Origin of the sequence: Phreatobacter cathodiphilus (assembly GCF_003008515.1) — a bacterium.
Classification (GTDB): Bacteria; Pseudomonadota; Alphaproteobacteria; order Rhizobiales; family Phreatobacteraceae; genus Phreatobacter; species Phreatobacter cathodiphilus.
In genome coordinates this window covers 3,100,546-3,122,730 of sequence record NZ_CP027668.1, presented here as the reverse complement: position 1 = coordinate 3,122,730, position 22,185 = coordinate 3,100,546, and the positions used below count along the sequence as shown (strand labels likewise).

Here is a 22,185-nt window from a genome sequence, read left to right as displayed (position 1 = left end):
GGATGCAGCCCATCGGTGAGGCGAGCCTCCTAGAGGAAGTCCTCCCGCAGCGGCGTGAAGGTATCGACGAGCTCTCCCGCCTCCAGGGCGACGACGGAATGGACGACATCCGTCGGCACAATGAAGCTGTCGCCGGCGGAGAGGGTCGCGGTGCGCTCGCCGATGGTCACCGCGAAGCGGCCGCTGGCGACCAGCGTGCACTGGATGTGCGGGTGGTGATGGGGGGCGCCGACGGCGCCCGCCTCGAAGACGACGCGGACCATCATGACGCCGGCGTCATAGGTCAGGATCTTGCGCTTCACGCCGCCGCCGAGATCGGTCCAGGGTGACTCGGCGTCGTGGACGAAGATGTCCGTTCCCCGGCTCATCGCAGCACCCCCATCGGCACCATGTCCATGTCGGTGAAATCCTGGTTGTCGCCGCCCATGGCCCAGATGAAGGAATAGGCCGAGGTGCCGCAGCCGGAATGGATCGACCAGGGCGGCGAGATGATCGCCTGCTCGTTCGCCACCACAAGATGGCGCGTCTCCTCCGGTTCGCCCATGAGGTGGACGACGCGGGCGTCGGTGCCGAGCCCGAAATAGAGATAGGCCTCGCAGCGCCTGTCGTGGACGTGGCTCGGCATGGTGTTCCAGACGTTGCCGGGCTTCAGCGTCGTCAGGCCCATGACGAGCTGGCACGACTCGACGCGGCCGGGGATGATGTACTGCCTGAGGGTGCGGGTGTTGGCCTGCTCCTGGCCGCCCAGTTCGAGGGCATTGGCGTCGGCCTCCCGCACCAGGACGGTCCGGTGCCGGGCATGGGCGGGGGTCGAAAACAGGTAGAACTTTGCCGGCTCAGCGGCGTCGGCGGATTCGAAGCGGACGTCGCCGGTCCCCATGGCGACATAGAGCATGTCGCGCGGCGCGAGGTCGAAGGCCTCGCCGTCGCAGACGACGCGGCCGCGGCCGCCGACGTTGCAGACGCCGAGTTCACGCCGGGCGAGGAAAGTCGCCTGGCCCAGCGCCTTGTGGGTCTCGAGGGCGAGCGGGCCCGCGACGGGCATGGCGCCTCCGACGACGATGCGATCGACATGGCTGTAGGTGAGCTCGACCGCGTCCGGCCGGAACAGGGTCTCGACGAGGAAATGGGCGCGCAGCGCGGCGGTGTCGTAGTGCCTGGCGGCTTCAGGGTGGGAGGCCTGGCGGACGGCGAGGGACATGGCGAACCTTTCGGCGGACGGTCAGCGGAAGAGGGCGGGAAGCCAGAGCGAGAAGGCGGGCACGTAGGTGACCAGCAGCAGGACGAGCACGGAGGCGCCGTAGAAGGGCCAGATGGTCTTCATGCTCTCGCCGATCGACACCTTGCCGATGGCGCAGGCGACGAACTGGACGGACCCGACCGGCGGCGTATTGAGCCCGATCCCGGCATTCAGGATGAGGATGACACCGAAATGGATCGGGTCGACGCCGAAGGCCTTCACCACGGGCAGGAGGATGGGGGTTAGGATGATGATCATCGGCGCCATGTCCATGAAGGTGCCGAGGAAGAGAAGGACGACGTTGATCAGCAGCAGCATCATCACGGGGTCGTCGGTGATGCTCTTCATGAAGGCGACGGTCTGTGCCGGCACCTGGAGGAAGGCCATGAGCCAGCCGAAGGCCGCCGCCGTGCCGATGACGAGCAGCACCATGGCCGTGGTGCGCACGGCGCCCAGCGTCGCCTCGACGAAGTCGGTCCAGCTAAGCTGGCGATAGACGAAGACGGTGACGAAGAGGGCATAGACCACGGCAACGCAGGAGCTCTCGGTCGCCGTGAAGATGCCCGAGCGCACGCCGCCGAAGATGATGGCGATGAGGACGAGGCCAGGCGCCGCGACCACCAGGGCGCGGGCGACGCTCGCCCAGCCGGGGAAGGTTCCGGTGGGATAGCCGCGCCGGCGGGCGACGACATAGGCGGCGATCATCAGCGCGCCGGCGAGCATCAGGCCGGGGACGATGCCTGCGGTGAAGAGGTCGGCGATGGAGAGGTTTCCGCCCGCCGCCAGCGAATAGATGATCATGTTGTGGGACGGCGGGATCAGCAGCGCGATGATCGCCGCGTTGGCGGTGACGTTGACCGCGTAGTCGGCGTCATAGCCGCGCTTGACCATCTGCGGGATCATCAACCCGCCCACCGCCGAGGCATCGGCCACCGCCGACCCTGAAATGCCGCCGAACATGGTGGAGGTCAGCACGTTGACCTGGCCGAGGCCGCCGCGCAGGTGGCCGACCAGCGAGGCGGCGAAGGCGATCAGCCGCTCGGCGATGCCGCCGCGGATCATCAGGTCGCCGGAATAGATGAAGAAGGGGATCGCCATCATGGCGAAGGCGTTCATGCCCGAGTTCATCTGCTGGAAGATCACCAGCGGCGGCACGTCCATCCACAGGACCGTGGCCAGCGAGGCGACGCCCAGGCAGAAGGCGATCGGCATGCCGATGAGGAGCAGCAGCGCGAATGTGCCGAAGAGAATGGCGAGTTCCATGGCAGGGGTGCTTCCGCTCAAATCTCTTCGGGGCCGCGGGCGATGGGCAGCGCCATCTCATCGGTGCCGACGAGGACCATCAGGAGCCGTTCGAGCGAAAACAGCGCGATGAGGGCGCCGCCGGCGGCAATGGGCACGTAGTCCCAGCCCTGACTGATGCCGATCATCGGCGTCATGGCGCTCCAGGTCCCGGCGGCGAGTTGGGCGCCATAGCCGAACATGGCCAGCCCGAAGCCGATGAGCAGGATTTCCGTGACGATCTTCAGGAGGAAGCGCAGCGGCGGCGGCGAGGCGGCAAGGCCGATCTCGAAGCCGATGTGGCCGCGCTCGCGCACGCCGGTGGCCGAGCCGAGCAGAATGAACCAGCTCATCAGCAGGAGCACGGCGGGCTCGGTCCAGGTGGGCGTGTCGTTGAGGACGTAGCGCCCGAAAATGCTCCAGAAGACGAGGACGGTCATGGCCACCAGCCCCGCCCCGGCGATGAGGAGCGAGAGGCGGCTGAGAGCGGCCGTGACCGGCCGCATGCGGACGACGAGGGCGTGCATCGACAAGGCTTTCGCCTGAGAGGGATCAGGAGGGCGCCCGCCGCGCGGGGCGGCGGGCCTGGTCGCGGGTCGGCGAGGTCAGGTCACGGCCTGGATGCGCGCCACCAGTTCCTTCATCTTGGCGTCGGTGACGAAACGGTCGTAGACCGGCTTCATCGCGTCGATGAACGGCTGCTTCTCGACCGTATTGATGACGGCGCCGCCGGCGCGGACCTTCGCCTCCGAGGCCTTCTCGCGGGCGTCCCACAGCTCGCGCATCTTCGCCACCGACTCCTTGGCGGCGGCGCGGACCAGCGCCTGGTCGGCGGCGTTGAACTTGTCGAAGGAGCGCTTCGACATGACCAGCACCTCCGGGCTCAGCGAGTGCTCGGTGAGCGAGTAGTACTTGGCGACCTCGAAGTGGCGGGTCGATTCATAGCTCGGCCAGTTGTTCTCGGCGCCGTCGATGACGCCGGTCTGCAGGCTGGTGAAGACCTCGCCGAAGGGCATCGGCGTTGCGTTGGCGCCGAGCGCCTGGACGAGGGCGACGAACATGTCCGACTGCTGGACGCGGATCTTCATGCCGCGCATGTCCGCCGGCGTCGTGATGGCGCGCTTCGAATTGTAGAAGGAGCGCGAGCCGGAATCGTAGAAGGCGAGGCCGACGAGGCCGTGGGCGGTGAAGTCGCCGAGGATCTGGTCGCCCACCGCGCCGTCCATCACCTTCCGCATATGGGCGACGGAGCGGAAGATGAAGGGCAGCGAGGGGATGTTGGTGGAGGCGATCAGGTTGTTGAACGGCGCCATGTTGATGCGGTTCATGTCGATGACGCCGAACCGGGTCTGGTCGATCGTGTCCTTCTCCTGGCCGAGCTGGGCGGAGTGGAAGACGTTGATCTTGATGCGGCCGTTGGTGCGCTGCTCGAGGAGCTGGCCCATGAACTTGACGGCCTCGATGGTGGGATAGCCGTCGGGGTGGATGTCGGTCGATCGCAGGGTGACGGTGGCCTGGGCGGCTGCAGGGCGGCCGAGAACGGCGGGGCCGGCGACGAGGGCGCCGGCGGTGGACACGAAGGTGCGGCGTGTCAGCATGGAGATCCTCCCGGGTGGAAACGGTGTTCCCTTCTTGGCGGGGAACGTTTCGACCGGAGCCTTGCGAAATGCGGGCTTCCCGGTCGCGGCCAAGTCTAGTATGCACTTGTATGGAAGTTCAAGAGGAAACGGGGCGACCGTAACGATGACCATCGCACTCCTCGAAACATCCCCGCCGCGCATGCAGGAGAGCGCTGCCGCGCGGGTCGAGCGCGAATTGCGCGCCAGCATCATCGACCTGACCATCCGGCCGGGCGAGAGGCTGTCGGAATCGGAGATCGCCGAACGCTTCCAGGTGTCGCGTCAGCCGGTGCGGGAGGCCTTCATCGCGCTGATGCGGCAGGGCCTGGTGGACGTGCAGCCGCAGCGCGGCACGGTGGTCGTGAAGCTGTCGGTGCGGCGCATGCTGGACGCCCGCTTCATCCGCGAGGCAATCGAGGTCGCCATCGTGCGGCGGGCCTGCGAGCGGTTCGACGCCCACTACCGGGATCGCGCGGCTTCGCTGATCGAGGCGCAGGAGACGGCGGTGCGGGCGGGGGATCACCTCGCATTCCAGCGCCTCGACAGCCTGTTCCACATCACGCTTGCCGAAGGGGCGGATTGTGCGGAGGCCTGGAGCGCGGTGGAAATGCAGAAGGCGCATATGGACCGGGTCTGCGCCCTCACCCTGCATTCACCGGGGTCGATGGGTCCGCTCGTCGAGCAGCACCGCGCCATTCTCAACGCGGTCGAGGACGGGGATGCCGAGCGGGCGGTGGCGGCGATGAGCCATCACCTGTCCGAAATCCTGCGGGCGGTGGCGGGGCTGGATCTCGCCCATGCCGAGCTGTTCGAATAGCCGCGTCAGCGCCCGCCAGCGCGTTCGCGCGCGGGGTGGGACGCGCCGGGCGGCGGGGCGGGGATGGACGATCCCCAGGACCGCGGCGCCTGCGTCAGGGACGGCCGGCGGCGGCCGAAGAAGCGCTGGAACAAAGCGGCCGACCCGAGGATCAGGGCCAGGCCGATCAGCCAGGTGAGCCCGACGGCGGAGACGCCGAGGCCGTGCACGCGCGCGGCGATCCAGGCAAAGGTAAAGGGCTCGGGCGGAAAGCCGGGCACGGTGCCGTAGCTCGACGCCCCGGCGCCCACCGTGTCGACCACGGCATAGGCGACGAGGGAGAAGACCGACCAGAAGGCGGCGCCGACGAAGGCTCCCCACCAGACGATCCGTGTCATCGCGCCGTTCCTCCCCTGCAGGTCCCGTGAAAACGGTCGGCCTGCATGTGGGGTTCCCGCCGCCCTGCGCAAGGGCGAGGCGGCTAGCGGAACAGGCGGTCGAGGAAGCCGCTGCCCTGTTGCGGGCGCACAACGGCGCTGCGGTCCTCGGGCTCCGCCGGCCGCGGACGGCGCTGACCTCCGGGCTCGATCCTGGACATGGTCATGGGCTGGTCGATGGATTCGCCGGGCAGAATGCGGCCGGGGGCGTCGTAGGACCGCCAGTTGCCGGGCAGGTCGACGATCGGCTGGCCGCGATGGGCCTCGCCCATGACCTTGTTCCAGACGTCCACAGGCAGGGCGCCGCCGGTCAGGCGGCGGGTCGGCGTGCCGTCGTCGTTGCCCAGCCAGACGCCTGCGACGAAGCGTCCCGTGTAACCGACGAACCAGGCGTCGCGGAACTCCTGGCTGGTGCCGGTCTTACCCGCGACGATCCAGCCCGGCAGGCGGACGGTGCGGGCCGTGCCGGAGACCGTGGTCTGGTTCATCATCGCGTTCATCATGGCGACGTGGCGCGGCTCCACCACCTGGCCGTTGTTCATCGGCTGGCGCTGGAACAGGACGCGCCCGTTGGTGGTGCGGATGCGGGTGATGACGTGGGGAATGACGCCGGTGCCGCCGTTGGCGAAGGGGGCATAGGCGCCGACGAGCTCCAGCACGTTCACTTCCGACGTACCGAGGGCGATGGAGGGATTGGCGGCGAGAGCCGAGCCGATGCCGAGCTTCTGGGCCGTGCGCACCACGGCCCGCGGACCGACCTCCTGGCCGAGGCGGACGGCGACGGTGTTGAGCGAGGAGGCGAGCGCCGTCGTCAGGCTGACCTCGCCGCGATAGTCGCGGGTGTAGTTCTCCGGCCGCCAGCCGGAGACGGCGACGGGCGCGTCGTTGCGCATGGTGTCGGGGGTCAGGCCGCGCTCGAGCGCAGCGAGATAGACGAAGGGCTTGAAGGCGGAGCCGGGCTGTCGGCGGGCGGCGACGGCGCGGTTGAACTGGCTCTGGGCATAGTCGCGGCCGCCGACGAGGGCGCGCACGGCGCCGTCACGGTCGAGCACGACCACGGCGCCCTGGCCGACGTTGTAGCGCTGGCCGCCGCGGGTGAGGGCCTCGACGAGAGCCGCCTCGGCCGCCTGCTGCACCGGTCCGACGATGGTGGTCTCCACCATCAGGTCGGTCTCGACCTTGCCGACGTAGTCGTCGATGAGGTCCATGATCCAGTCGGCGACATAGTTGATCGAGCCGCCGGGGATGGCGCGGCTGGCCTGGGCCGGGTTGGAGCGGGCGGTGCGCGCCTGGGCCTCGGTGATGTAACCCTGCTCGGCCATGGCGGCGAGCACGAGCTGGGCGCGCGCCTGCGCGGCCTCCGGGTTGCGGGTCGGGGCGAGGCGGGACGGCGCCTTGACCAGACCCGCGATGACGGCGGCCTCCTGAAGCGTCAGGGCGGTGGCGGGCTTGTCGTAGTAGCGCCGCGCGGCGGCCTCGATGCCATAGGCGCCGGCGCCGAAATAGACCCGGTTCAGGTAGAGTTCGAGGATCTGGTCCTTGGAGTAGTTGTGCTCCAGCCAGAGGGCGAGCAGGGCCTCCTGCACCTTGCGGCCGAGGTTTCTGTCGGGGGTGAGGAACAGGTTCTTGGCGAGCTGCTGGCTCAGCGTTGAACCGCCCTGCTGGACGCCCCTGTTGGTGAGGTTGGTGACGACGGCGCGGGCGAGACCGACCACGTCGAGACCGAAATGGGAGTAGAATCGCCGGTCCTCGATGGCGATCAGGGCCTGGGAGACGTGTTTCGGCAGGCTCTTCAACTGGATCGCGGCACCGCCGGTGTCGCCGCGGTTGGCAAGTTCGGTGCCGTCGGCGGCGAGGATGGCGATGTTCGGCGGCCGCGGCGGCACTTCCAGCGTGTGGGTCGGCGGCAGATGGGCGGCGTACCAGGCGACGACGCCGGCGACGACGATCAGGCCCCAGATGGACAGGGTCGCGCCCCAGATCACCAGCGTGCCAAGGAAACCCCTCCGCTTGCGGCGGCGCGGCCTGTCGTCCCGGTCACGCCGGCCTGCGGGCTGGCGGCGGCCGCGGGCCGGCGGGTCCTCGTCCTCGGCGGCCTCGTGACGGCGGACCTTCGCGGGTTTGGGCGGCTTCGGCGGTTCGGCGACGCGCACCCAAGGACGGTCCTCGCGCGTGGCGCGCAGGTCCGCACCGCCGCGTCCCGTGCCGAAGCTCGGTTCGATCCGCTCGCCCTTGCCGCCTCTGCGCGCCATGCCCGCCCGATCCGTCCTCACATCTCCTGATGCCTCTCCTCAGGGGTAAAGCCGGCGCCATGAAGGGGGGGTTAAGGCGATTTTGCGGAGCGCCTTCATCGTTCGGCAGGGTTAACGGGAGCGTCGGGCTGGGTATCCACGGGTGCCCTGCCCAACGCCAATGCGTCCTTCGAGGCTCGGGCTTTGCCCTCGCACCTCAGGATGAGGATCGTGGTGGCCTGCATCAGCGTGCCGGGTAAGCATCGTCCGAATACGAGCCTCGAAGGACGCATTGTCGATGCGCAGAGTGTGCCTCGACGCCGGAAAGTGGGTCAGCGCCCGGCCTCCTCCTCCAGGACGCCGGTGAGCACCTTGCGGATGGCCGTCTGACGCTGGGCCGACTGGATCTTCGCGCCCATCAGGTCGGTGACGTAGAACACGTCCACGGCCCGCTCGCCGAAGGTCGCGACATAGGCGGAGGCGATGTTGAGGCTGTGTCGGGAGAGCGCCGAGGTCAGGTCGTGCAGCAGGCCCGGGCGGTCGAGGCCGGAGACCTCGATCACCGTGTAGCGCGTCGACCAGGTGTTGTTGATGGCGACGTCCGGCGCGATGCGGAAGGTGCGCGAGCGGTGGCGCGCCGGCGATTTCTTGGCGACCGCGGCCACGGCCTCGCCGACCTTCATCTCGCCGCGCAGCGCCTTCTCGATGGCGTCGGCGATGCGGCCGGCGCGGCGCTCCTCGTCCTCGTCACGGTCGAAGGCGCGGGTGATGGAGATGGTGTCCAGCGCCAGGCCGTCGGTGGTGGTGTAGATCTGCGCGCCGACGATGTTGGCGCCCGTCGCCGCGCAGGCCCCGGCGATGATGGACAGAAGGCGCGGATGGTCCGGCGCGAGCACGGTCAGGTGGATGACGCCCTGGCCGGGCACGAGCTCGATGCGAGTGGCGAGGGAGCGTCCCTCATCCTCCGCCTGCTTGAGGAAGCGGGCGTGCTCGATCTTGGTGGCGAGGTCGACCTTCAGCCAGTAGGCGGCGTAGTGGCGGCCGATATAGGTTTCCAGCGCATCGCCCGACAGCGCCGGCAGGCGCTCCGGCACGGCGCGGCGGAACTCCTCCTGGGCGATCTCGACGCGGCGCGAGCGGTTGACCTCGGAGAAGCCGCCGGTGACCACCGGCTCCGTCTCGTAATAGAGCGTCCGCAGGAGCTGGCTCTTCCAGCCGTTCCACACGCCGGGGCCCACCGCCATGATGTCGGCGGTGGTGAGGATGAGCATGAGCTTCATCCGCTCCAGCGACTGCACCACGTTGGCGAAGGTCTCGATCGTCTTGCGTTCGGCGAGGTCGCGAGACTGGGCGATGGTCGACATGACCAGATGCTGCTCGACCAGCCAGGCCACGGTCTCGGTCTCCAGCGCGTTGAGGCCGAAGCGCGGGCAGAGCTTGCGCGCGATCTTGGCGCCGGCGGTGGAATGGTCCTCCGGCCGGCCCTTGGCGATGTCGTGGAGGAAGAGCGCGACGTAGAGCAGGTCGCGGTTGCGCGGCTGGATCGTCTTGACGAGGTCGGCGGCGAGGCCGAGGCCCGGGTCGCCGCCGCGCTCGATCTGCTGGAGGATGCCGATGCAGCGCAGCAGGTGCTCGTCCACCGTGTAGTGGTGGTACATGTTGAACTGCATCATCGCGACGACGCGGCCGAAATCCGGCACGAAGCGGCCGAGCAGCCCCGCCTCGTTCATGCGGCGCAGGACGATCTCCGGCGTGTTGGCCGAGGTCAGGATCGACAGGAAGAGCTGGTTGGCGGCGGGGTCGTTGCGCAGCTTGTCGTCGACGAGCTTCAGCGAGCGCGTCAGCAGGCGGATGGCGTCCGGGTGGAAAGCGAGATTGTAGCGGTCCGCCAGCCAGAACATGCGGATGAGGTTGACGGGATCGCGGGCGAAGGCCTGGTCGTCGGCCACCGTGATGCGGTCGTGGTCGATCTGGAAGTCCGGGCTCTCCTTGAAGCCGCGGCGTGATTTCGGCCTGAGCCGGGCGATGAACCGGTCGAGGACCGGGGCCGGCTTCTCGTGCCGCTCCTCGAGCTCGGCGCAGAGGATGGCGGTGAGGTCACCGACGTCCTTGGCGATGAGAAAATAGTGCTTCATGAAGCGCTCGACATCGACCAGGCCGTTATGGCCGCGATAGCCGAGCCGCGGCGCCAGCTCCCGCTGCAGGTCGAAGGACAGACGCTCCTCGGAGCGGCCGGTGAGGAAGTGCAGGTGGCAGCGCACCGTCCACAGGAAGGTCTCGCAGCGGCGGAACATCTGCGCCTCGCGGCGGGTGAAGACCCCCTTCTTGGCGAGTTCCTCGTCGGTCTTCACCCGGTAGGCGTAGCGGGCGATCCAGAACAGGGTGTGGAGGTCGCGCAGGCCGCCCTTGCCGTCCTTGACGTTGGGCTCGACGAGATAGCGGGATTGGCCGGTCTTGCGGTGGCGCTCGTCGCGCTCGGCGAGCTTGGCGGCGACGAATTCGGGGACCGTGTCACGGACGACCTCGGCATCGAAGCGCTTCTCCAGTTCGCCGAAGAGCTGGGCGTCGCCGAGGATGTAGCGCGCCTCGAGCAGCGCGGTGCGGATGGTGAAGTCGGTGCGCGCCTGGCGGATGCACTCGTCGACGGACCGGGTGGCATGGCCGACCTTCAGGCCCATGTCCCAGAGGCAGTACAGCATGGCCTCGGCGACGCTCTCGCCCCAGGCGGTCTGCTTGTAGGGCAGCAGGAACAGGAGATCGATGTCCGAACCCGGCGCCAGCATGCCCCGGCCGTAGCCGCCGGTGGCGACGATGGCCATGCGCTCGCCGGAGGAGGGATTTTCCGAGGGGTAGAGCTGGTCCATGATCCAGCCGGAGAGGGCGCGGATCACCTCGTCCTGGAAATGCGACAACGCCTCGGCGCAGCCGCGCCCGTCGGAGGTGGCGATCAGGCGCTCCTCGGCGATCCGCCGGGCCTCGGCGAGGCGGCGCTTCAGCACCTGGACGACCTCGGCCCGCGCCTCGCCGGTCTTGCCGGCGGCGACCGCGATCGCCGCGAGGTCGGCGGCGAGCACGGCGGGCTCGACCAGGGGGCCGCGGTTGAGGGCCTGCCGCGCGGCGCGGGTTTGGGGAAGCGAGGAATCCATGGCGTGTCTTCAGTGACGCTCGATCGCGCGGACCATACGCGCAATGGCGGGGGGATGCGAGGCGCGCGGCGGCAAGGCGGGGGTGCCTAGAGGCCGGCCGCGCCGCCGTCGGCGCGCGGGTCGTGGGCCCCGGAGAGCGACATGTCGGTGTGCAGCGTCACGCCGCCGGCATGGCCCATCGTGTCGGACCAGCCCTCGTCGAGAAGGGCGGTCTGATGCCCCATGGAGCCGAGCCCGCGCACCAGGTCCTCGTCGAAGCGGTTCTCGAAGCGCAGGCTGGTGACGGAGGAGCCCCAGGTCCGGCCGAGCAGCCAGCGCGGCGCGTCGAGCGCTTCCTCCAGCGGCATGCCATGGCGGACGTGGCGCTCGAAGATCTGGGCCTGGGTCTGCGGCTGGCCCTCGCCTCCCATCGTGCCATAGGCGAAGACACGTCCGTCGGCGAGTTGCGCCATGGCCGGGTTCAGCGTGTGGAAGGGCCGGCGTCCCGGCTCCAGCGGGTTCAGGGCCTTGGGGTCGAGGACGAAGCTCGAGCCGCGGTTCTGCATGAGGAAGCCGGTGGATTTCGACACGCAGCCGGAGCCGAACTCCCAGTAGATCGACTGGATGTAGGAGACGACGCGCCCCTCCGAATCGGCGGCGCCCATCCAGATCGTGTCGCCGGGCGCCGCCCGGTGCGGCCAGGGCAGGGCGCGGTCGAGGGCGATGGCGCCGGCCTCCGCCCTGAGCGCCTCGGTGCGCAGGTGGTCGAGGGGATTGCCGTCGAGCCGGTCGTAATCGGTAACGAAGCGGTCGCGCACCAGGAAGGCGCGCTTCGTCGCCTCGACGATGCGATGGACAAAGGCCACCGTGTCCGGCCGCACCGGGCCGTGCAGGGCTTCCAGCTGGTCGAGGATGCCGAGGATCATCAGCGAGGCGAGACCCTGCGTCGGCGGCGGCATGTTGTGGAGCGTGCCGAGGGTATGGGCGAGGGACAGCGGCGCGCGCTCCACGGCGTAATAAGCCTGCAGGTCGGCGCGGGTGACGGGCGAGCCGATCTCCTCGAGGTCGCGGGCGAGCTCGCGGGCAATGTCGCCGCGATAGGCGTCCTGGAAACCGGAGCGGGCGAGGTGTTCCAGTGAATCGGCGAGCGCCGGCTGCCGCATCACAGCACCCTCGGCGGGCGGCTTGCCTTCGACGAGGAAGGTTTCTGCGAAGCCGGGGCAGTCCTTCAGCTCGTAAAGCTTGTCCACGGTGAGGCTGGCCTGCGAGCGGCTGACCCTGTAGCCCTCGCGCGCGGCGCGGATGGCGGGCTCCAGCATGACCGAGCGCGGCAGCGTGCCGCCCGAGGCCTTGGCCATGGCATTGGCGAGGCGCCAGCCACCGACGGCGCCGGGCACGGTGAGGGCTGCCAGCGGCCCGCGCGACGGGATCTCGTAATGGCCCTTGTCGAGGTAGGATTTCAGCGTCGCCCGCTCGCCGGCGAAGCCGCAGGCCTCGATGCCGTGCACGCGCCGGCTGGGCTGATGGATGAGCCAGAAGCCGTCGCCGCCGACATGGGTCATGTGCGGATAGACGGCGGCGATGGTGGCCGCCGCGGCGATCATCGCCTCGATGGCATTGCCACCCTCCGCGAGGATCTGGCGGCCGGCCTCGGCGGCGGCGGCGTGAGGCGCGGCGACGACGCCGCGCGCGAAGGGACCCTGAGCCATCTATGCACTCTCCATCGCGGCACGATAGACGATGCGGCCGGGACATTGAATCGGCAAAGGGACGGATCGCTCGGCAGGTGCGACGAGGCGTCAGATGGCCATGCTGCGGTGCAGGGCGTCGCGGTCCACCTCGCCCTTGAGGCCCTCCACGACCACGCGGCCGCGCTCCATCACGTAGAAGCGGTCGCCGAGCGCCTCGGCGAAGTCGAGATATTGCTCGACCAGCAAGATGCCGATGTCGCCCTTGCTGCGCAGATAGTCGATGGCGCGGCCGATGTCCTTGATGATCGAGGGCTGGATGCCCTCGGTCGGCTCGTCGAGCACGATCAGGCGCGGGCGGGTGACGAGAGCCCGGCCGATGGCGAGCTGCTGCTGCTGGCCGCCGGAGAGGTCGCCGCCGCGACGGCCGAGCATGTCCTTGAGCACGGGGAAGAGCGAGAAGATGTCGTCGGGAATGGTGCGGTCGGCGCGCTTCAGCGGCGCAAAGCCGGTCTCCAGGTTCTCCTTGACGGTGAGGAGGGGAAAGATCTCGCGCCCCTGCGGCACATAGGCGATGCCGCGCCGCGCCCGCTCGAAGGGCGGCATGCGGGTGATGTCGCGCCCCTCCCACAGGATCTCGCCGCCGGAGATCGGCTGGTGGCCGATGATGGCGCGCATCAGCGAGGTCTTGCCGACGCCGTTGCGGCCGAGGACGCAGGTGACCTTGCCCGGCTCGACCACGACCGAGACGTCGCGCAGCGCCTGGGCCGCGCCGTAGTGGAGGTCGACGTTCTTCACTTCAAGCATCGGAACCTCTGCCCGAAATCCCCTCCCCCCGCGGAGCGGAGGGGAGGGCTAGGGTGGGGGGTGTCGCAGGATGAGGCGCCAAGGCCCCCCACCCCTGACCCCTCCCCTCCGCAAGCGGGGGGAGGGGAATGGCGCGGGCCGCCTGCGCGAGCGTGGCTGCGGACACGACCCGCCGAGACGCTGCCGGACAGGAGGATCCACGGCGTTGCATCTCACCGCCCAAGATAGACCTCGATCACCCGCTCGTCGGAACTGACCTGGTCGAGGCTGCCCTCGGCCAGCACCGAGCCCTCGTGCAGGCAGGTGACCTTCACTCCGAGCTCGCGGATGAAGCCCATGTCGTGCTCGACCACCACGACCGAGTGGGTCCTGGCGATGTCCTTGAGGAGGTCGGCGGTGGCGCCGGTCTCGACGTCGGTCATGCCGGCCGCCGGCTCGTCGACGAGCAGGAGCTTGGGGTCCTGCGCCAGCAGCATGCCGATCTCCAGCCACTGCTTCTGGCCGTGGGAGAGATCGCCGGCGAGGCGCTTCCTGTGGTCGCCGAGACGGACGATGCCGAGGAGCTCGTCCACGCGCCGCCAGATCTCGGCGGAATGGCGCGAGAAGAGCGTGCCGAAGACGGTGCGGTCGGCCTTCACCGCCATCTCGATATTGTCCTCCACCGTGTGCATCTCGAAGACGGTGGGCTTCTGGAACTTGCGGCCGATGCCGAGATTGGCGATGGCCGTCTCGTCGAGCTTGGTCAGATCGACATGGCCGTCGAAGATGACGTCGCCGGTGTCCGGCTTGGTCTTGCCGGTGATGATGTCCATCATCGTGGTCTTGCCGGCGCCGTTGGGGCCGATGATGGCGCGCATCTCGCCCGGGGCGATGATCAGCGACAGGCTGTTGATGGCGCGGAAGCCGTCGAAGCTCACCGAGACGCCGTCGAGATAGAGCAGCGACTGGGTGACGATCTGCGGCCGCTCGATGGCCTGGACCGGGTCGGCGGGGAGCTGGGTTTCCATCGGGTCGATCAGCATGGGGCCCATCCTCATTCGGCCGGTTGGCCAGCCGGCGAGGCGGCCGGCGGCTGGCGGCGCTCGCCGCGGCGCTTCCACCAGTCGGTGAAGGTGCCGAGGATGCCCTTGGGCAGGAACAGGGTGACGAAGATGAAGAGGCCGCCGAGGGCGAAGAGCCAGCCTTGCGGGAAGGCGCCGGTGAACCAGCTCTTGGCGAAATTGACGAGGCCGGCGCCGAGCGCGGCGCCCACCAGCGTGCCCCGGCCGCCCACCGCCACCCAGACGATGGTCTCGATGGAGTTGGCAGGCGAGAATTCGCTGGGATTGATGATGCCGACCTGCGGCACGTAGAGCGCCCCGGCTATGCCCGCCATGATCGCCGAGACGGTCCAGACGAAGAGCTTGAAGTTCTCCACCCTGTAGCCGAGGAAGCGGGTGCGCGCCTCGGCGTCGCGGATGGCGATGAGGATCTTGCCGGCCTTCGAGGTGACGATGGCACGGGCGACGAGATAGCCCGTCATCAGGGCGAGGACGGAGAGCGAGAACAGCACCGCCCGCGTCACCTGGCTCTGGATGTTGAAGCCGAGGATGTCCTTGAAGTCGGTGAGGCCGTTGTTGCCGCCGAAGCCCATGTCGTTGCGAAAGAAGGCGAGCATGAGCGCGTAGGTGAGCGCCTGGGTGATGATGGAGAGATAGACGCCGGTGACGCGGGAGCGGAAGGCGAACCAGCCGAAGACGAAGGCGAGGAGGCCGGGAACGAGGGCCACCATCAGCATGGCGTAGGTGAAGGAGGAGAACCCCCACCACGTCACCGGCAACTGCGTCCAGTTCAGGAAGACCATGAAGTCCGGCAGGACAGGGTGCGAATAGACCCCGCGCGGGCCGATCTGTCGCATCAGGTACATGCCCATGGCATAGCCGCCGAGGGCGAAGAAGGCGCCGTGGCCGAGGGAGAGGATGCCGCAATAGCCCCAGACCAGATCCACCGCGAGGGCGAGGAGGGCATAGGTCATGTACTTGCCCCAGAGCCCCACCGCCGTGTTGGACACGTGGAACATGGAGCCAGGCGGCACGGCGAGGTTGAGCACCGGCACGAGGACGGCGGCGATGCCGAGCAGGACCAGGAAGACCCAGCCGGCGCGGTCGATCTTTTCGAAGAGGAACCGGGTGAGCATCATTCCACCGCCCGGCCCTTGAGGGCGAAGAGGCCCCTGGGACGCTTCTGGATGAACAGGATGATGAAGACGAGGAGCAGGATCTTGCCCAGCACCGCGCCGGCATAGGGTTCGAGGAACTTGTTGGCGATGCCGAGCGTCATGGCGCCGACAAGCGTGCCCCAGAGATTGCCGACCCCGCCGAAGACCACCACCATGAAGCTGTCGATGATGTAGCCCTGGCCGAGATTGGGCGAGACGTTGTCGATCTGGCTCAGCGCCACGCCGGCAAGGCCGGCGATGCCGGAGCCGAGGCCGAAGGTGAAGGCGTCGACCCAGTTGGTGCGAATGCCCATGGCGCCCGCCATGCGTCGGTTCTGCGTGACGGCGCGGGTCTGCAGGCCGAAGGGCGTGCGCTTCAGGAAGAGCAGCAGCGCGGCGAAGACCATGGCAGCGAAGATGATGATGGCGAGGCGGTTGGCGGTGATGGCGAGATGGCCGATCTCGAAGGAGCCGGACATCCAGGAGGGGGTCGTCACCTCGCGGTTGGTGGGCCCGAACCAGGAACGCACGGCCTGCTGGAGGACGAGGCTGACGCCCCAGGTGGCGAGCAGCGTCTCCAGCGCGCGGCCGTAGAGGTGGCGGATGATCAGCCGCTCGATGGCGACGCCGATGGCCCCGGCGACGAGGAAGGCCATGGGCAGGGCGATGAAGAGCGAGGCGTCCATGAGGCCCGGGGCGATGGCGCGGATGGTCTGCTGCACGACGAAGGTCGTGTAGGCGCCGATCATCACCATCTCGCCATGGGCCATGTTGATGACGCCCATAACGCCGAAGGTGATGGCGAGGCCGATGGCGGCGAGGAGAAGGACCGAACCGAGCGACAGCCCGTACCAGACGTTCTGAGCGGCCCCCCAGACCGCCAGGGTGCGGCGGATGCCGACCGCGGCGCTCTCGGCGGCCTCGCGCACCCGCGCCGGCGTGTCGGCGGGCAGCGAGCCGAGCATGGCGAGGGCGTCCTGGTCGCCGCGGCGTTGGATGATGCCGATGGCGGCGATGCGGTCGGCTTCCGCCGCCTGCGGATTGGCGACGAGGATGGCGGCGCGTGCCTCCTCCATCAGCGTCTTGATGCGGGCGTCGCGCTCCTGGCCGATGGCGGTCTCCAGCGCGGCGAGAGCCGTACCGTCGCGTGACTTGAACACGGCCTCGGCGGCGCTGGTGCGGCGGGCGGGGTCGGGGTGCAGAAGGGACAGGGCGCCGACGGCCGCGTCGATGGCGCGGCGGACGTTGTTGTTGAGCCGCACGGGCCGCGTGGTGCCGACGTCTGCGGCCGGCTCGCCGGTGGCGGCGGCGAGGAAGGACCCGTCGGGCCGGCGGATGAAGACGGTGCGGTCGGCCTGCCGATAGACGAGGCGGCCGTCGCGCAGCGCCTCGATGACGGGCGCGGCGCGGGGCGAGCCGGAGGTGGCGAGGCCGTTCACCGCGCCGACGATGTCGTTGAAGCTCTCGGTGGCGAAACGCTGGACGAGCGCGCCGGCGTCCTGGGCGGCCGCGGGACGGGCCAAGAGCATGAGGGTGGCGAAGACTGCCGAGACGAGGGCGAACTGCCAGTGGCGGCGGATGGTCTGGTTCAAGCTCGGCCCTCGTTCCGAAGCACTGCGGGGAAGGGAAGGCGCGTCGCGGACGACGCGCCCTCCGGTTCGTCAGGACGACAGGCTCAGCGCTGGGCGCCGCCGCAGCGTCCGGTGCGGACGTTGAAGTTGCCGCAACTCATCGGCGGACGGTGGTCGGCGATGAGATCGCGCGAGCCTTCGAGGTGGGGCGACCATTCCTGCGCCACCACGGTGCCCGGGGTCTGCCAGACCGTCTGGATCTGGCCGTTCTCCTGGATCTCGCCGATGAGGACCGGCTTGGTGATGTGGTGGTTCGGCATCATGGTGGAGATGCCGCCCGACAGGTTGGGCACGGCGATGCCGATCATGGCGCGGCGGACCGCGGTCGGATCGGTGGTGCCGGCGGCCTCGACCGCCTTCACCCACATGGCGAAGCCGATGACGTGGGCCTCCATCGGGTCGTTGGTCACGGCCCGCTCGTTCTTCTTGAAGGCGCGCCAGCGGGCGATGAAGTCGCGGTTGGCCGGGTTGTCTACGGACTGGAAGTAGTTCCAGGCGGCGAGGTGGCCGACGAGCGGCTTGGTGTCGATGCCGGCGAGCTCTTCCTCACCCACGGAGAAGGCGACGACCGGGATGTCGGTGGCCTTCACGCCCTGGTTGCCGAGCTCCTTGTAGAAGGGGACGTTGGCGTCGCCGTTGACGGTGGAGACCACGGCGGTCTTCACGCCGGTCGAGCCGAAGCGCTTGATGGCCGCGACGCGGGTCTGCCAGTCGGAATGACCGAAGGGGGTGTAGTTGACCGAGATGTCCTCGGCCTTGATGCCCTTGGAGAGGAGATAGGCCTCGAGGATGCGGTTGGTTGTGCGCGGATAGACGTAGTCCGTGCCCTCGAGCACGAAGCGCTTCACGCCCTCGGCGAGGAGATAGTCGATGGCCGGGATCGCCTGCTGGTTCGGGGCGGCGCCGGTGTAGAAGATGTTCGGCGAGGACTCCTCGCCCTCGTACTGCACGGGATAGAAGAGGATCGAGTTCAGCTCCTCGAACACCGGCAGGACCGACTTGCGCGACACAGAGGTCCAGCAGCCGAAGGTCACGGCGACCTTGTGCTGGGCGATGAGCTCGCGCGCCTTCTCGGCGAAGAGCGGCCAGTTCGAGGCCGGATCGACCACGACGGCTTCCAGCTTCTTGCCGAGGACGCCGCCGCGCTTGTTCTGCTCGTCGATGAGCATGAGCATCACGTCCTTCAGCGTCGTCTCGCTGATGGCCATGGTGCCCGAGAGCGAATGCAGGATGCCGACCTTGATCGTCTCCTGCGCCTTGGCCGGCGCGGCGAGGACGCCGGCTGCCATAGCGGCGCCGGCGACGAGGCCGAGCACTTTTGATTTGAGGTTCAACATGGAGAGTTCCCGTTACTGGTTCCGCCTCGGGCCTCGGCAGCCAGACCATTGCCCGATGGCCACAGACGTGTCGCAACGGGCGTGCCAGCGTCGGTTGCGATCACCAATCCTTTGACTCTGTTTCCGAATCCCCATGCCTGCTGCCGCAGGGGCAGGTTTGCGCGGCCACGCCGTCCCGGCCCGCCATGCAATACGCCTATTTGTTAGGCAACAAGCTCTGCCTCCGATTGCGGCAGAAGCACGGGGACGTGTTCTGCGCCCGATTCACGAACGGGAAGGAGTCGGCGCGCTAGTCTCAGGGCAGTGCGGCGCCGGCCGCGCATCGGGATTTGCCATGGTTCCGCCCGCCGCCGCCGCTGAGACACAGGCTCGCGAAGGGCTCGCCGTTCCGGCGAGCGAGACGCGCACGCGCCTGGTCGACATCGACACTGCCAAGGGAATCGGCATCGTCCTCGTCGTCCTCGGGCATGTCGTCTCGCAGCAGGTTCCCGCCGGCCACGACTGGTACCAGCAGCTCAAGACGGCGATCTATCTCTTCCACATGCCATTCTTCATGTATCTGAGCGGCTATGTGCTCGGCTATGCCGGCTTCGGAAAGCGGGAAGGGGCGGCAGAGTTCATCGCCCGCCGGGCCGACCGGCTGCTGCTGCCCTTCTTCGCCTTCGGGCTGATCATCATCGCAGGCAAGGTCGTCTTCTCGCAGATCGTCCACGTCGACAACACGCAGGACAGTCTCCTGGCCTATCTCGACGGGCTCTTCATCCATACGAGCCGCAGCCCGGCGACCTCGGTCTGGTATCTCTACGCCGCCTTCGTCTATGCGCTCCTCTTCCGCTTCGTGGTCGTGCCCTTCCCGCGGCTGCTGCCGGCACTCATCGCCATCGGGCTCGTGCTGACGCAGGCGGAAGTGGAGAGCCTCCTCTACGCCGACCGGGTTCTGCGCCACGCCGCCTTCTTCTTCATCGGCGTGTGGGTGGGCATGAGGCGGGAGGCGATGGCCGAACTGCTGGCGCGCCACGGCTGGCTGATCCTCGCCGCTTTCGCCGCGGCTCTCGCCCTGGCGCAAGTCCTGGCGGCGCCGCTGCTCGGCCTTGCCGTCGCGCTGCTGTCGATCCCGGCCCTGCACTTTGCGGCGACGCGGCTCGCCGCGGCCGGCGATCCGGTCTTCCTGTTCTTCGGCCGCTACACCATGGCCATCTATCTCTTCAACACGATCTGCATCGGCCTGGTGAAGGGCTTCGGCTTCGTCGTGGTGAAGTGGGACGGCAACGCCTTCTATGCCTATTTCATCGTCCTGACGCTCGCCGGCCTCTTCCTGCCGGTGCTGATCCGCCGCGTGGTGGAACGCGTCACGCCGCGGCTCGCCCGCTACATCACATAGGCGGCCCGGGCCGTCGCGACGCTTGCCATTGAGGCTTCGTTAACCATGATCGCGTCACCTGCCGGATGAGGTGAGCGCGGAGGACGAGATGAGCACGGGTCAGGCCGCGGTCGAGCCCGCTCCGGCGCAGCGGAGCTGGCGCGAGGCGGCGGGGGTCTATCTGCGCCGCGACGTGCTGGTCGTGCTGTTCCTCGGTTTCTCCGCCGGCCTGCCGCTGGCGCTGTCGGGGTCGACCCTGCTGGTCTGGATGGCCGAAAGCTCGGTGAACCTCTCCACCATCGGCCTCTTCGCCCTGGTCGGCACGCCCTACACGATCAAGTTCCTCTGGGCGCCCATCGTCGACGCCCTCGACATCCCCATCCTGTGCCGTCTGTTCGGCCGCCGCCGCGGCTGGCTCATCTTCAGCCAGATCATGCTGATGGCGGCGATCGTCTTCCTCGGCTTCCAGAACCCCGACGTCTCGCCCTTCATGATCGCGCTCGGGGCGGTGCTGGTGGCACTCGCCTCGGCGACGCAGGACATCGTCATCGACACTTACCGAGTCGAGAAGCTCGACGTGTCGGAACAGGCCGCCGGCGTCGGCGCCTATGTCGCCGCCTACCGGATCGGCATGCTCGTCTCGACGGCCGGAGCGCTGTTCATCGTCTCCTTCTTCGAGAAGGTGCAGGGCTTCGACAAGGCGACCGCCTGGACCTTCGGCTATGTCGTGATGGCGGCCTTCGTCGCCGTCGGGATGATCACGACGCTGGTCGCGCGGGAGCCGGCGCGGTCGGGTGAGGCGGCCAAGGTCCTCGCCGGCGAGAACCAGCTCGCCCGTGTCTGGAAGGCGGCGGTGGGCGCCTTCTCCGAATTCCTCACCCGCGACGCGGCGCTGGCGGTGCTCGCGTTCGTCATTCTGTTCAAGCTCTGCGACGCCTTCGTCGGGGCCATGACGGGCCCCTTCGTCATCCGCGGCATGGGCTATTCGCGCGAGGAATATGCGGCCATCGTCAAGGGTCTCGGGCTCGCCGCGACGCTGGCGGGCGGTTTCGCCGGCGGTTTCGTCGCGCGCGGCCTGGATCTCCGCAGCAGCATGTGGCTGGCGGCGCTGCTGCAGATGGGCTCGAACCTCGTCTTCGCGCTGCAGGCGGTGGTGCCGGCGAGCTACGGCATGCTGGCCTTCGTCATCGTCGCCGAGAATTTCACCGGTGCCATCGGCACGGTGATCTTCGTCGCCTATCTCTCCGCGCTGTGCCAATCGCCGCTGCACACGGCCACGCAATATGCGCTGCTCTCGGCGCTCTCGGCGGTGGGCCGCACCTATATCTCGGCGCCCGCCGGCTTCGTGGCGGCGCAGACCGGCTGGTTCTGGTTCTTCGTCCTGTCCTGCCTCACCGCCATTCCCAGCCTGATCCTGCTCTGGTGGCTGCAGAGCCGCGGCCATTTCGAGGCCCTGATCCGGCCGACGGGCAAGCTTTCGGCCGACGACTGATGCTTCCCCCCGCCTTCCGCTCCTCCGGCGACCTCCTCGCCGATCGGCGCTACGACTATGCCATGGCGGCGAAGGCCGACGGTGATCTCAACGCTGCCGCTGACCTCCTGGTGCAGGCGCTGGAGATCGCGCCGGGATGGGCGGCCGGCTGGTTCGCCCTCGGCGAGGTTGAGGCGGGTCGCGGCGCTGCCGAGGCGGCGGCGCAGGCCTACCGGCGGGCGCTCGCCATCGATCCCGCCGACACGCTCGGCGCGCGGCTGATGCTCGCCCGGCTCGGCATGGGCGATCCGGCGCAGGCGATGAGCTCCGCCTATGTCACCGCCCTCTACGAGGACTACGCGCCGCGCTTCGAGGAGGCGCTGCGCCGCCGCCTCTCCTATCGCGGGCCGGAAATGCTGCTCGACGCGGTGACGCGCGCCTGCGCGGCGTCGGGCCGGCCGCTGCGCTTCGCCACCATGCTGGATCTCGGCTGCGGCACCGGCCTCGCGGGAGAGGTCTTCGCCTCCGTCGCCGGCGCCATCGACGGTGTCGACCTGTCGGCGCGCATGGCGGATCAGGCGCGTCGCAGGAGTGCCTATCGCAGCGTGCAGGTCGGCGACCTCGGCGCCTTCCTCGCGGCCCGGGATGGCGCCACGGCCGATCTCGTCGTCGCCGCCGACGTCTTCATCTATTGCGCCGACATCGGGCCGATCCTCGCGGAGGCCAGGCGGGTGCTCACGCCCGGCGGGTTCTGTGCCTTCACGGTCGAAACCCATGGCGGAAACGGGGTCGCTCTCGGCGCCGCCCTGCGCTATGCCCACGGCGAAGACGCGGTGCGGGCGGCGCTGGCAACGGGCGGTCTGGAGCCGCTCGTCTTCGAGCCCGCGGCCATCCGCGAGGAGGCGGGCCGGCCCGTCCCCGGCGTCGCCGTGGTCGCGGCGAAGGGATGAGTCGTTGACCCCGAC

18 protein-coding genes are annotated in these 22,185 nt (G+C 68.8%); 4 read left to right on the top strand and 14 right to left on the bottom strand.

Going from position 1 to position 22,185, the window contains the following annotated elements; all coding sequences use genetic code 11:
• Window positions 1-29 precede the first annotated feature (29 nt).
• From C6569_RS14995 to C6569_RS14975, 5 genes are all read right to left on the bottom strand, one after another.
• A complete protein-coding gene (locus tag C6569_RS14995; RefSeq protein WP_106749600.1) occupies window positions 30-368 on the bottom strand; it encodes a cupin domain-containing protein in 339 nt (112 codons plus the stop codon).
• Window positions 365-1,201: a 5-dehydro-4-deoxy-D-glucuronate isomerase gene (gene kduI / locus C6569_RS14990; protein ID WP_106749599.1), complete on the bottom strand. Its 837-nt coding sequence runs from the start codon at window positions 1,199-1,201 to the stop codon at window positions 365-367. Before kduI ends, C6569_RS14995 begins: the two co-directional genes overlap by 4 nt.
• 21 nt (window positions 1,202-1,222) lie before the next feature.
• Window positions 1,223-2,503 carry a TRAP transporter large permease gene (locus C6569_RS14985; RefSeq protein ID WP_106749598.1) on the bottom strand — a complete coding sequence of 427 codons (1,281 nt, stop codon included), beginning with the start codon at window positions 2,501-2,503 and terminating at the stop codon, window positions 1,223-1,225.
• Between the two features lie 17 nt (window positions 2,504-2,520).
• Window positions 2,521-3,048, bottom strand: a complete 528-nt coding sequence (locus C6569_RS14980; RefSeq protein WP_106749597.1) for a TRAP transporter small permease — start codon at window positions 3,046-3,048, stop codon at window positions 2,521-2,523.
• 78 nt (window positions 3,049-3,126) lie between these two features.
• Window positions 3,127-4,119 (bottom strand): TRAP transporter substrate-binding protein, encoded by a 993-nt coding sequence (locus C6569_RS14975; protein WP_106749596.1) that lies wholly within the window; start codon window positions 4,117-4,119, stop codon window positions 3,127-3,129.
• Window positions 4,120-4,264: 145 nt separating this feature from the next.
• Between C6569_RS14975 and C6569_RS14970 the strand changes: the two genes are divergently transcribed.
• Window positions 4,265-4,957, top strand: a complete 693-nt coding sequence (locus C6569_RS14970; protein ID WP_181313765.1) for a GntR family transcriptional regulator — start codon at window positions 4,265-4,267, stop codon at window positions 4,955-4,957.
• A gap of 5 nt (window positions 4,958-4,962) precedes the next feature.
• Here C6569_RS14970 and C6569_RS14965 read toward each other — a convergent pair whose 3' ends face one another.
• The 9 genes from C6569_RS14965 to urtA all read right to left on the bottom strand — a co-directional run bounded on the left by C6569_RS14965 (window position 4,963) and on the right by urtA (window position 18,341).
• Window positions 4,963-5,334: a hypothetical protein gene (locus tag C6569_RS14965; protein ID WP_106749595.1), complete on the bottom strand. Its 372-nt coding sequence runs from the start codon at window positions 5,332-5,334 to the stop codon at window positions 4,963-4,965.
• Between the two features lie 83 nt (window positions 5,335-5,417).
• Window positions 5,418-7,625: a transglycosylase domain-containing protein gene (locus C6569_RS14960; protein WP_106749594.1), complete on the bottom strand. Its 2,208-nt coding sequence runs from the start codon at window positions 7,623-7,625 to the stop codon at window positions 5,418-5,420.
• A 311-nt stretch (window positions 7,626-7,936) separates the two neighbouring features.
• Window positions 7,937-10,750, bottom strand: coding sequence for a [protein-PII] uridylyltransferase (locus C6569_RS14955; RefSeq protein ID WP_106749593.1), 2,814 nt, complete (start codon window positions 10,748-10,750; stop codon window positions 7,937-7,939).
• An 86-nt stretch (window positions 10,751-10,836) separates the two neighbouring features.
• Entirely contained in the window at window positions 10,837-12,438 is a 1,602-nt protein-coding gene (locus tag C6569_RS14950) for a gamma-glutamyltransferase family protein (protein ID WP_106749592.1), read from the bottom strand.
• A gap of 90 nt (window positions 12,439-12,528) precedes the next feature.
• Window positions 12,529-13,224: an urea ABC transporter ATP-binding subunit UrtE gene (gene urtE, locus C6569_RS14945; protein WP_106749591.1), complete on the bottom strand. Its 696-nt coding sequence runs from the start codon at window positions 13,222-13,224 to the stop codon at window positions 12,529-12,531.
• A gap of 212 nt (window positions 13,225-13,436) precedes the next feature.
• A complete protein-coding gene (urtD, locus tag C6569_RS14940) occupies window positions 13,437-14,231 on the bottom strand; it encodes an urea ABC transporter ATP-binding protein UrtD (RefSeq protein ID WP_106751068.1) in 795 nt (264 codons plus the stop codon).
• Window positions 14,232-14,257: 26 nt separating this feature from the next.
• Entirely contained in the window at window positions 14,258-15,400 is a 1,143-nt protein-coding gene (gene urtC / locus C6569_RS14935) for an urea ABC transporter permease subunit UrtC (RefSeq protein ID WP_106749590.1), read from the bottom strand.
• Window positions 15,400-16,950 (bottom strand): urea ABC transporter permease subunit UrtB, encoded by a 1,551-nt coding sequence (urtB, locus tag C6569_RS14930; RefSeq protein ID WP_106751067.1) that lies wholly within the window; start codon window positions 16,948-16,950, stop codon window positions 15,400-15,402. Before urtB ends, urtC begins: the two co-directional genes overlap by 1 nt.
• A gap of 146 nt (window positions 16,951-17,096) precedes the next feature.
• Window positions 17,097-18,341 carry an urea ABC transporter substrate-binding protein gene (gene urtA, locus C6569_RS14925; protein WP_215905830.1) on the bottom strand — a complete coding sequence of 415 codons (1,245 nt, stop codon included), beginning with the start codon at window positions 18,339-18,341 and terminating at the stop codon, window positions 17,097-17,099.
• Window positions 18,342-18,723: 382 nt separating this feature from the next.
• On the opposite strand from urtA, the gene C6569_RS14920 reads away from it, so the two are divergent.
• From C6569_RS14920 to C6569_RS14910, 3 genes are all read left to right on the top strand, one after another.
• Window positions 18,724-19,770 carry an acyltransferase family protein gene (locus C6569_RS14920; protein ID WP_181313764.1) on the top strand — a complete coding sequence of 349 codons (1,047 nt, stop codon included), beginning with the start codon at window positions 18,724-18,726 and terminating at the stop codon, window positions 19,768-19,770.
• An 88-nt stretch (window positions 19,771-19,858) separates the two neighbouring features.
• Window positions 19,859-21,241: an AmpG family muropeptide MFS transporter gene (locus C6569_RS14915; protein WP_425440678.1), complete on the top strand. Its 1,383-nt coding sequence runs from the start codon at window positions 19,859-19,861 to the stop codon at window positions 21,239-21,241.
• Window positions 21,241-22,170, top strand: coding sequence for a class I SAM-dependent DNA methyltransferase (locus tag C6569_RS14910; protein ID WP_106749586.1), 930 nt, complete (start codon window positions 21,241-21,243; stop codon window positions 22,168-22,170). The genes C6569_RS14915 and C6569_RS14910 overlap by 1 nt, the downstream gene beginning before the upstream one ends.
• Window positions 22,171-22,185 lie beyond the last annotated feature (15 nt).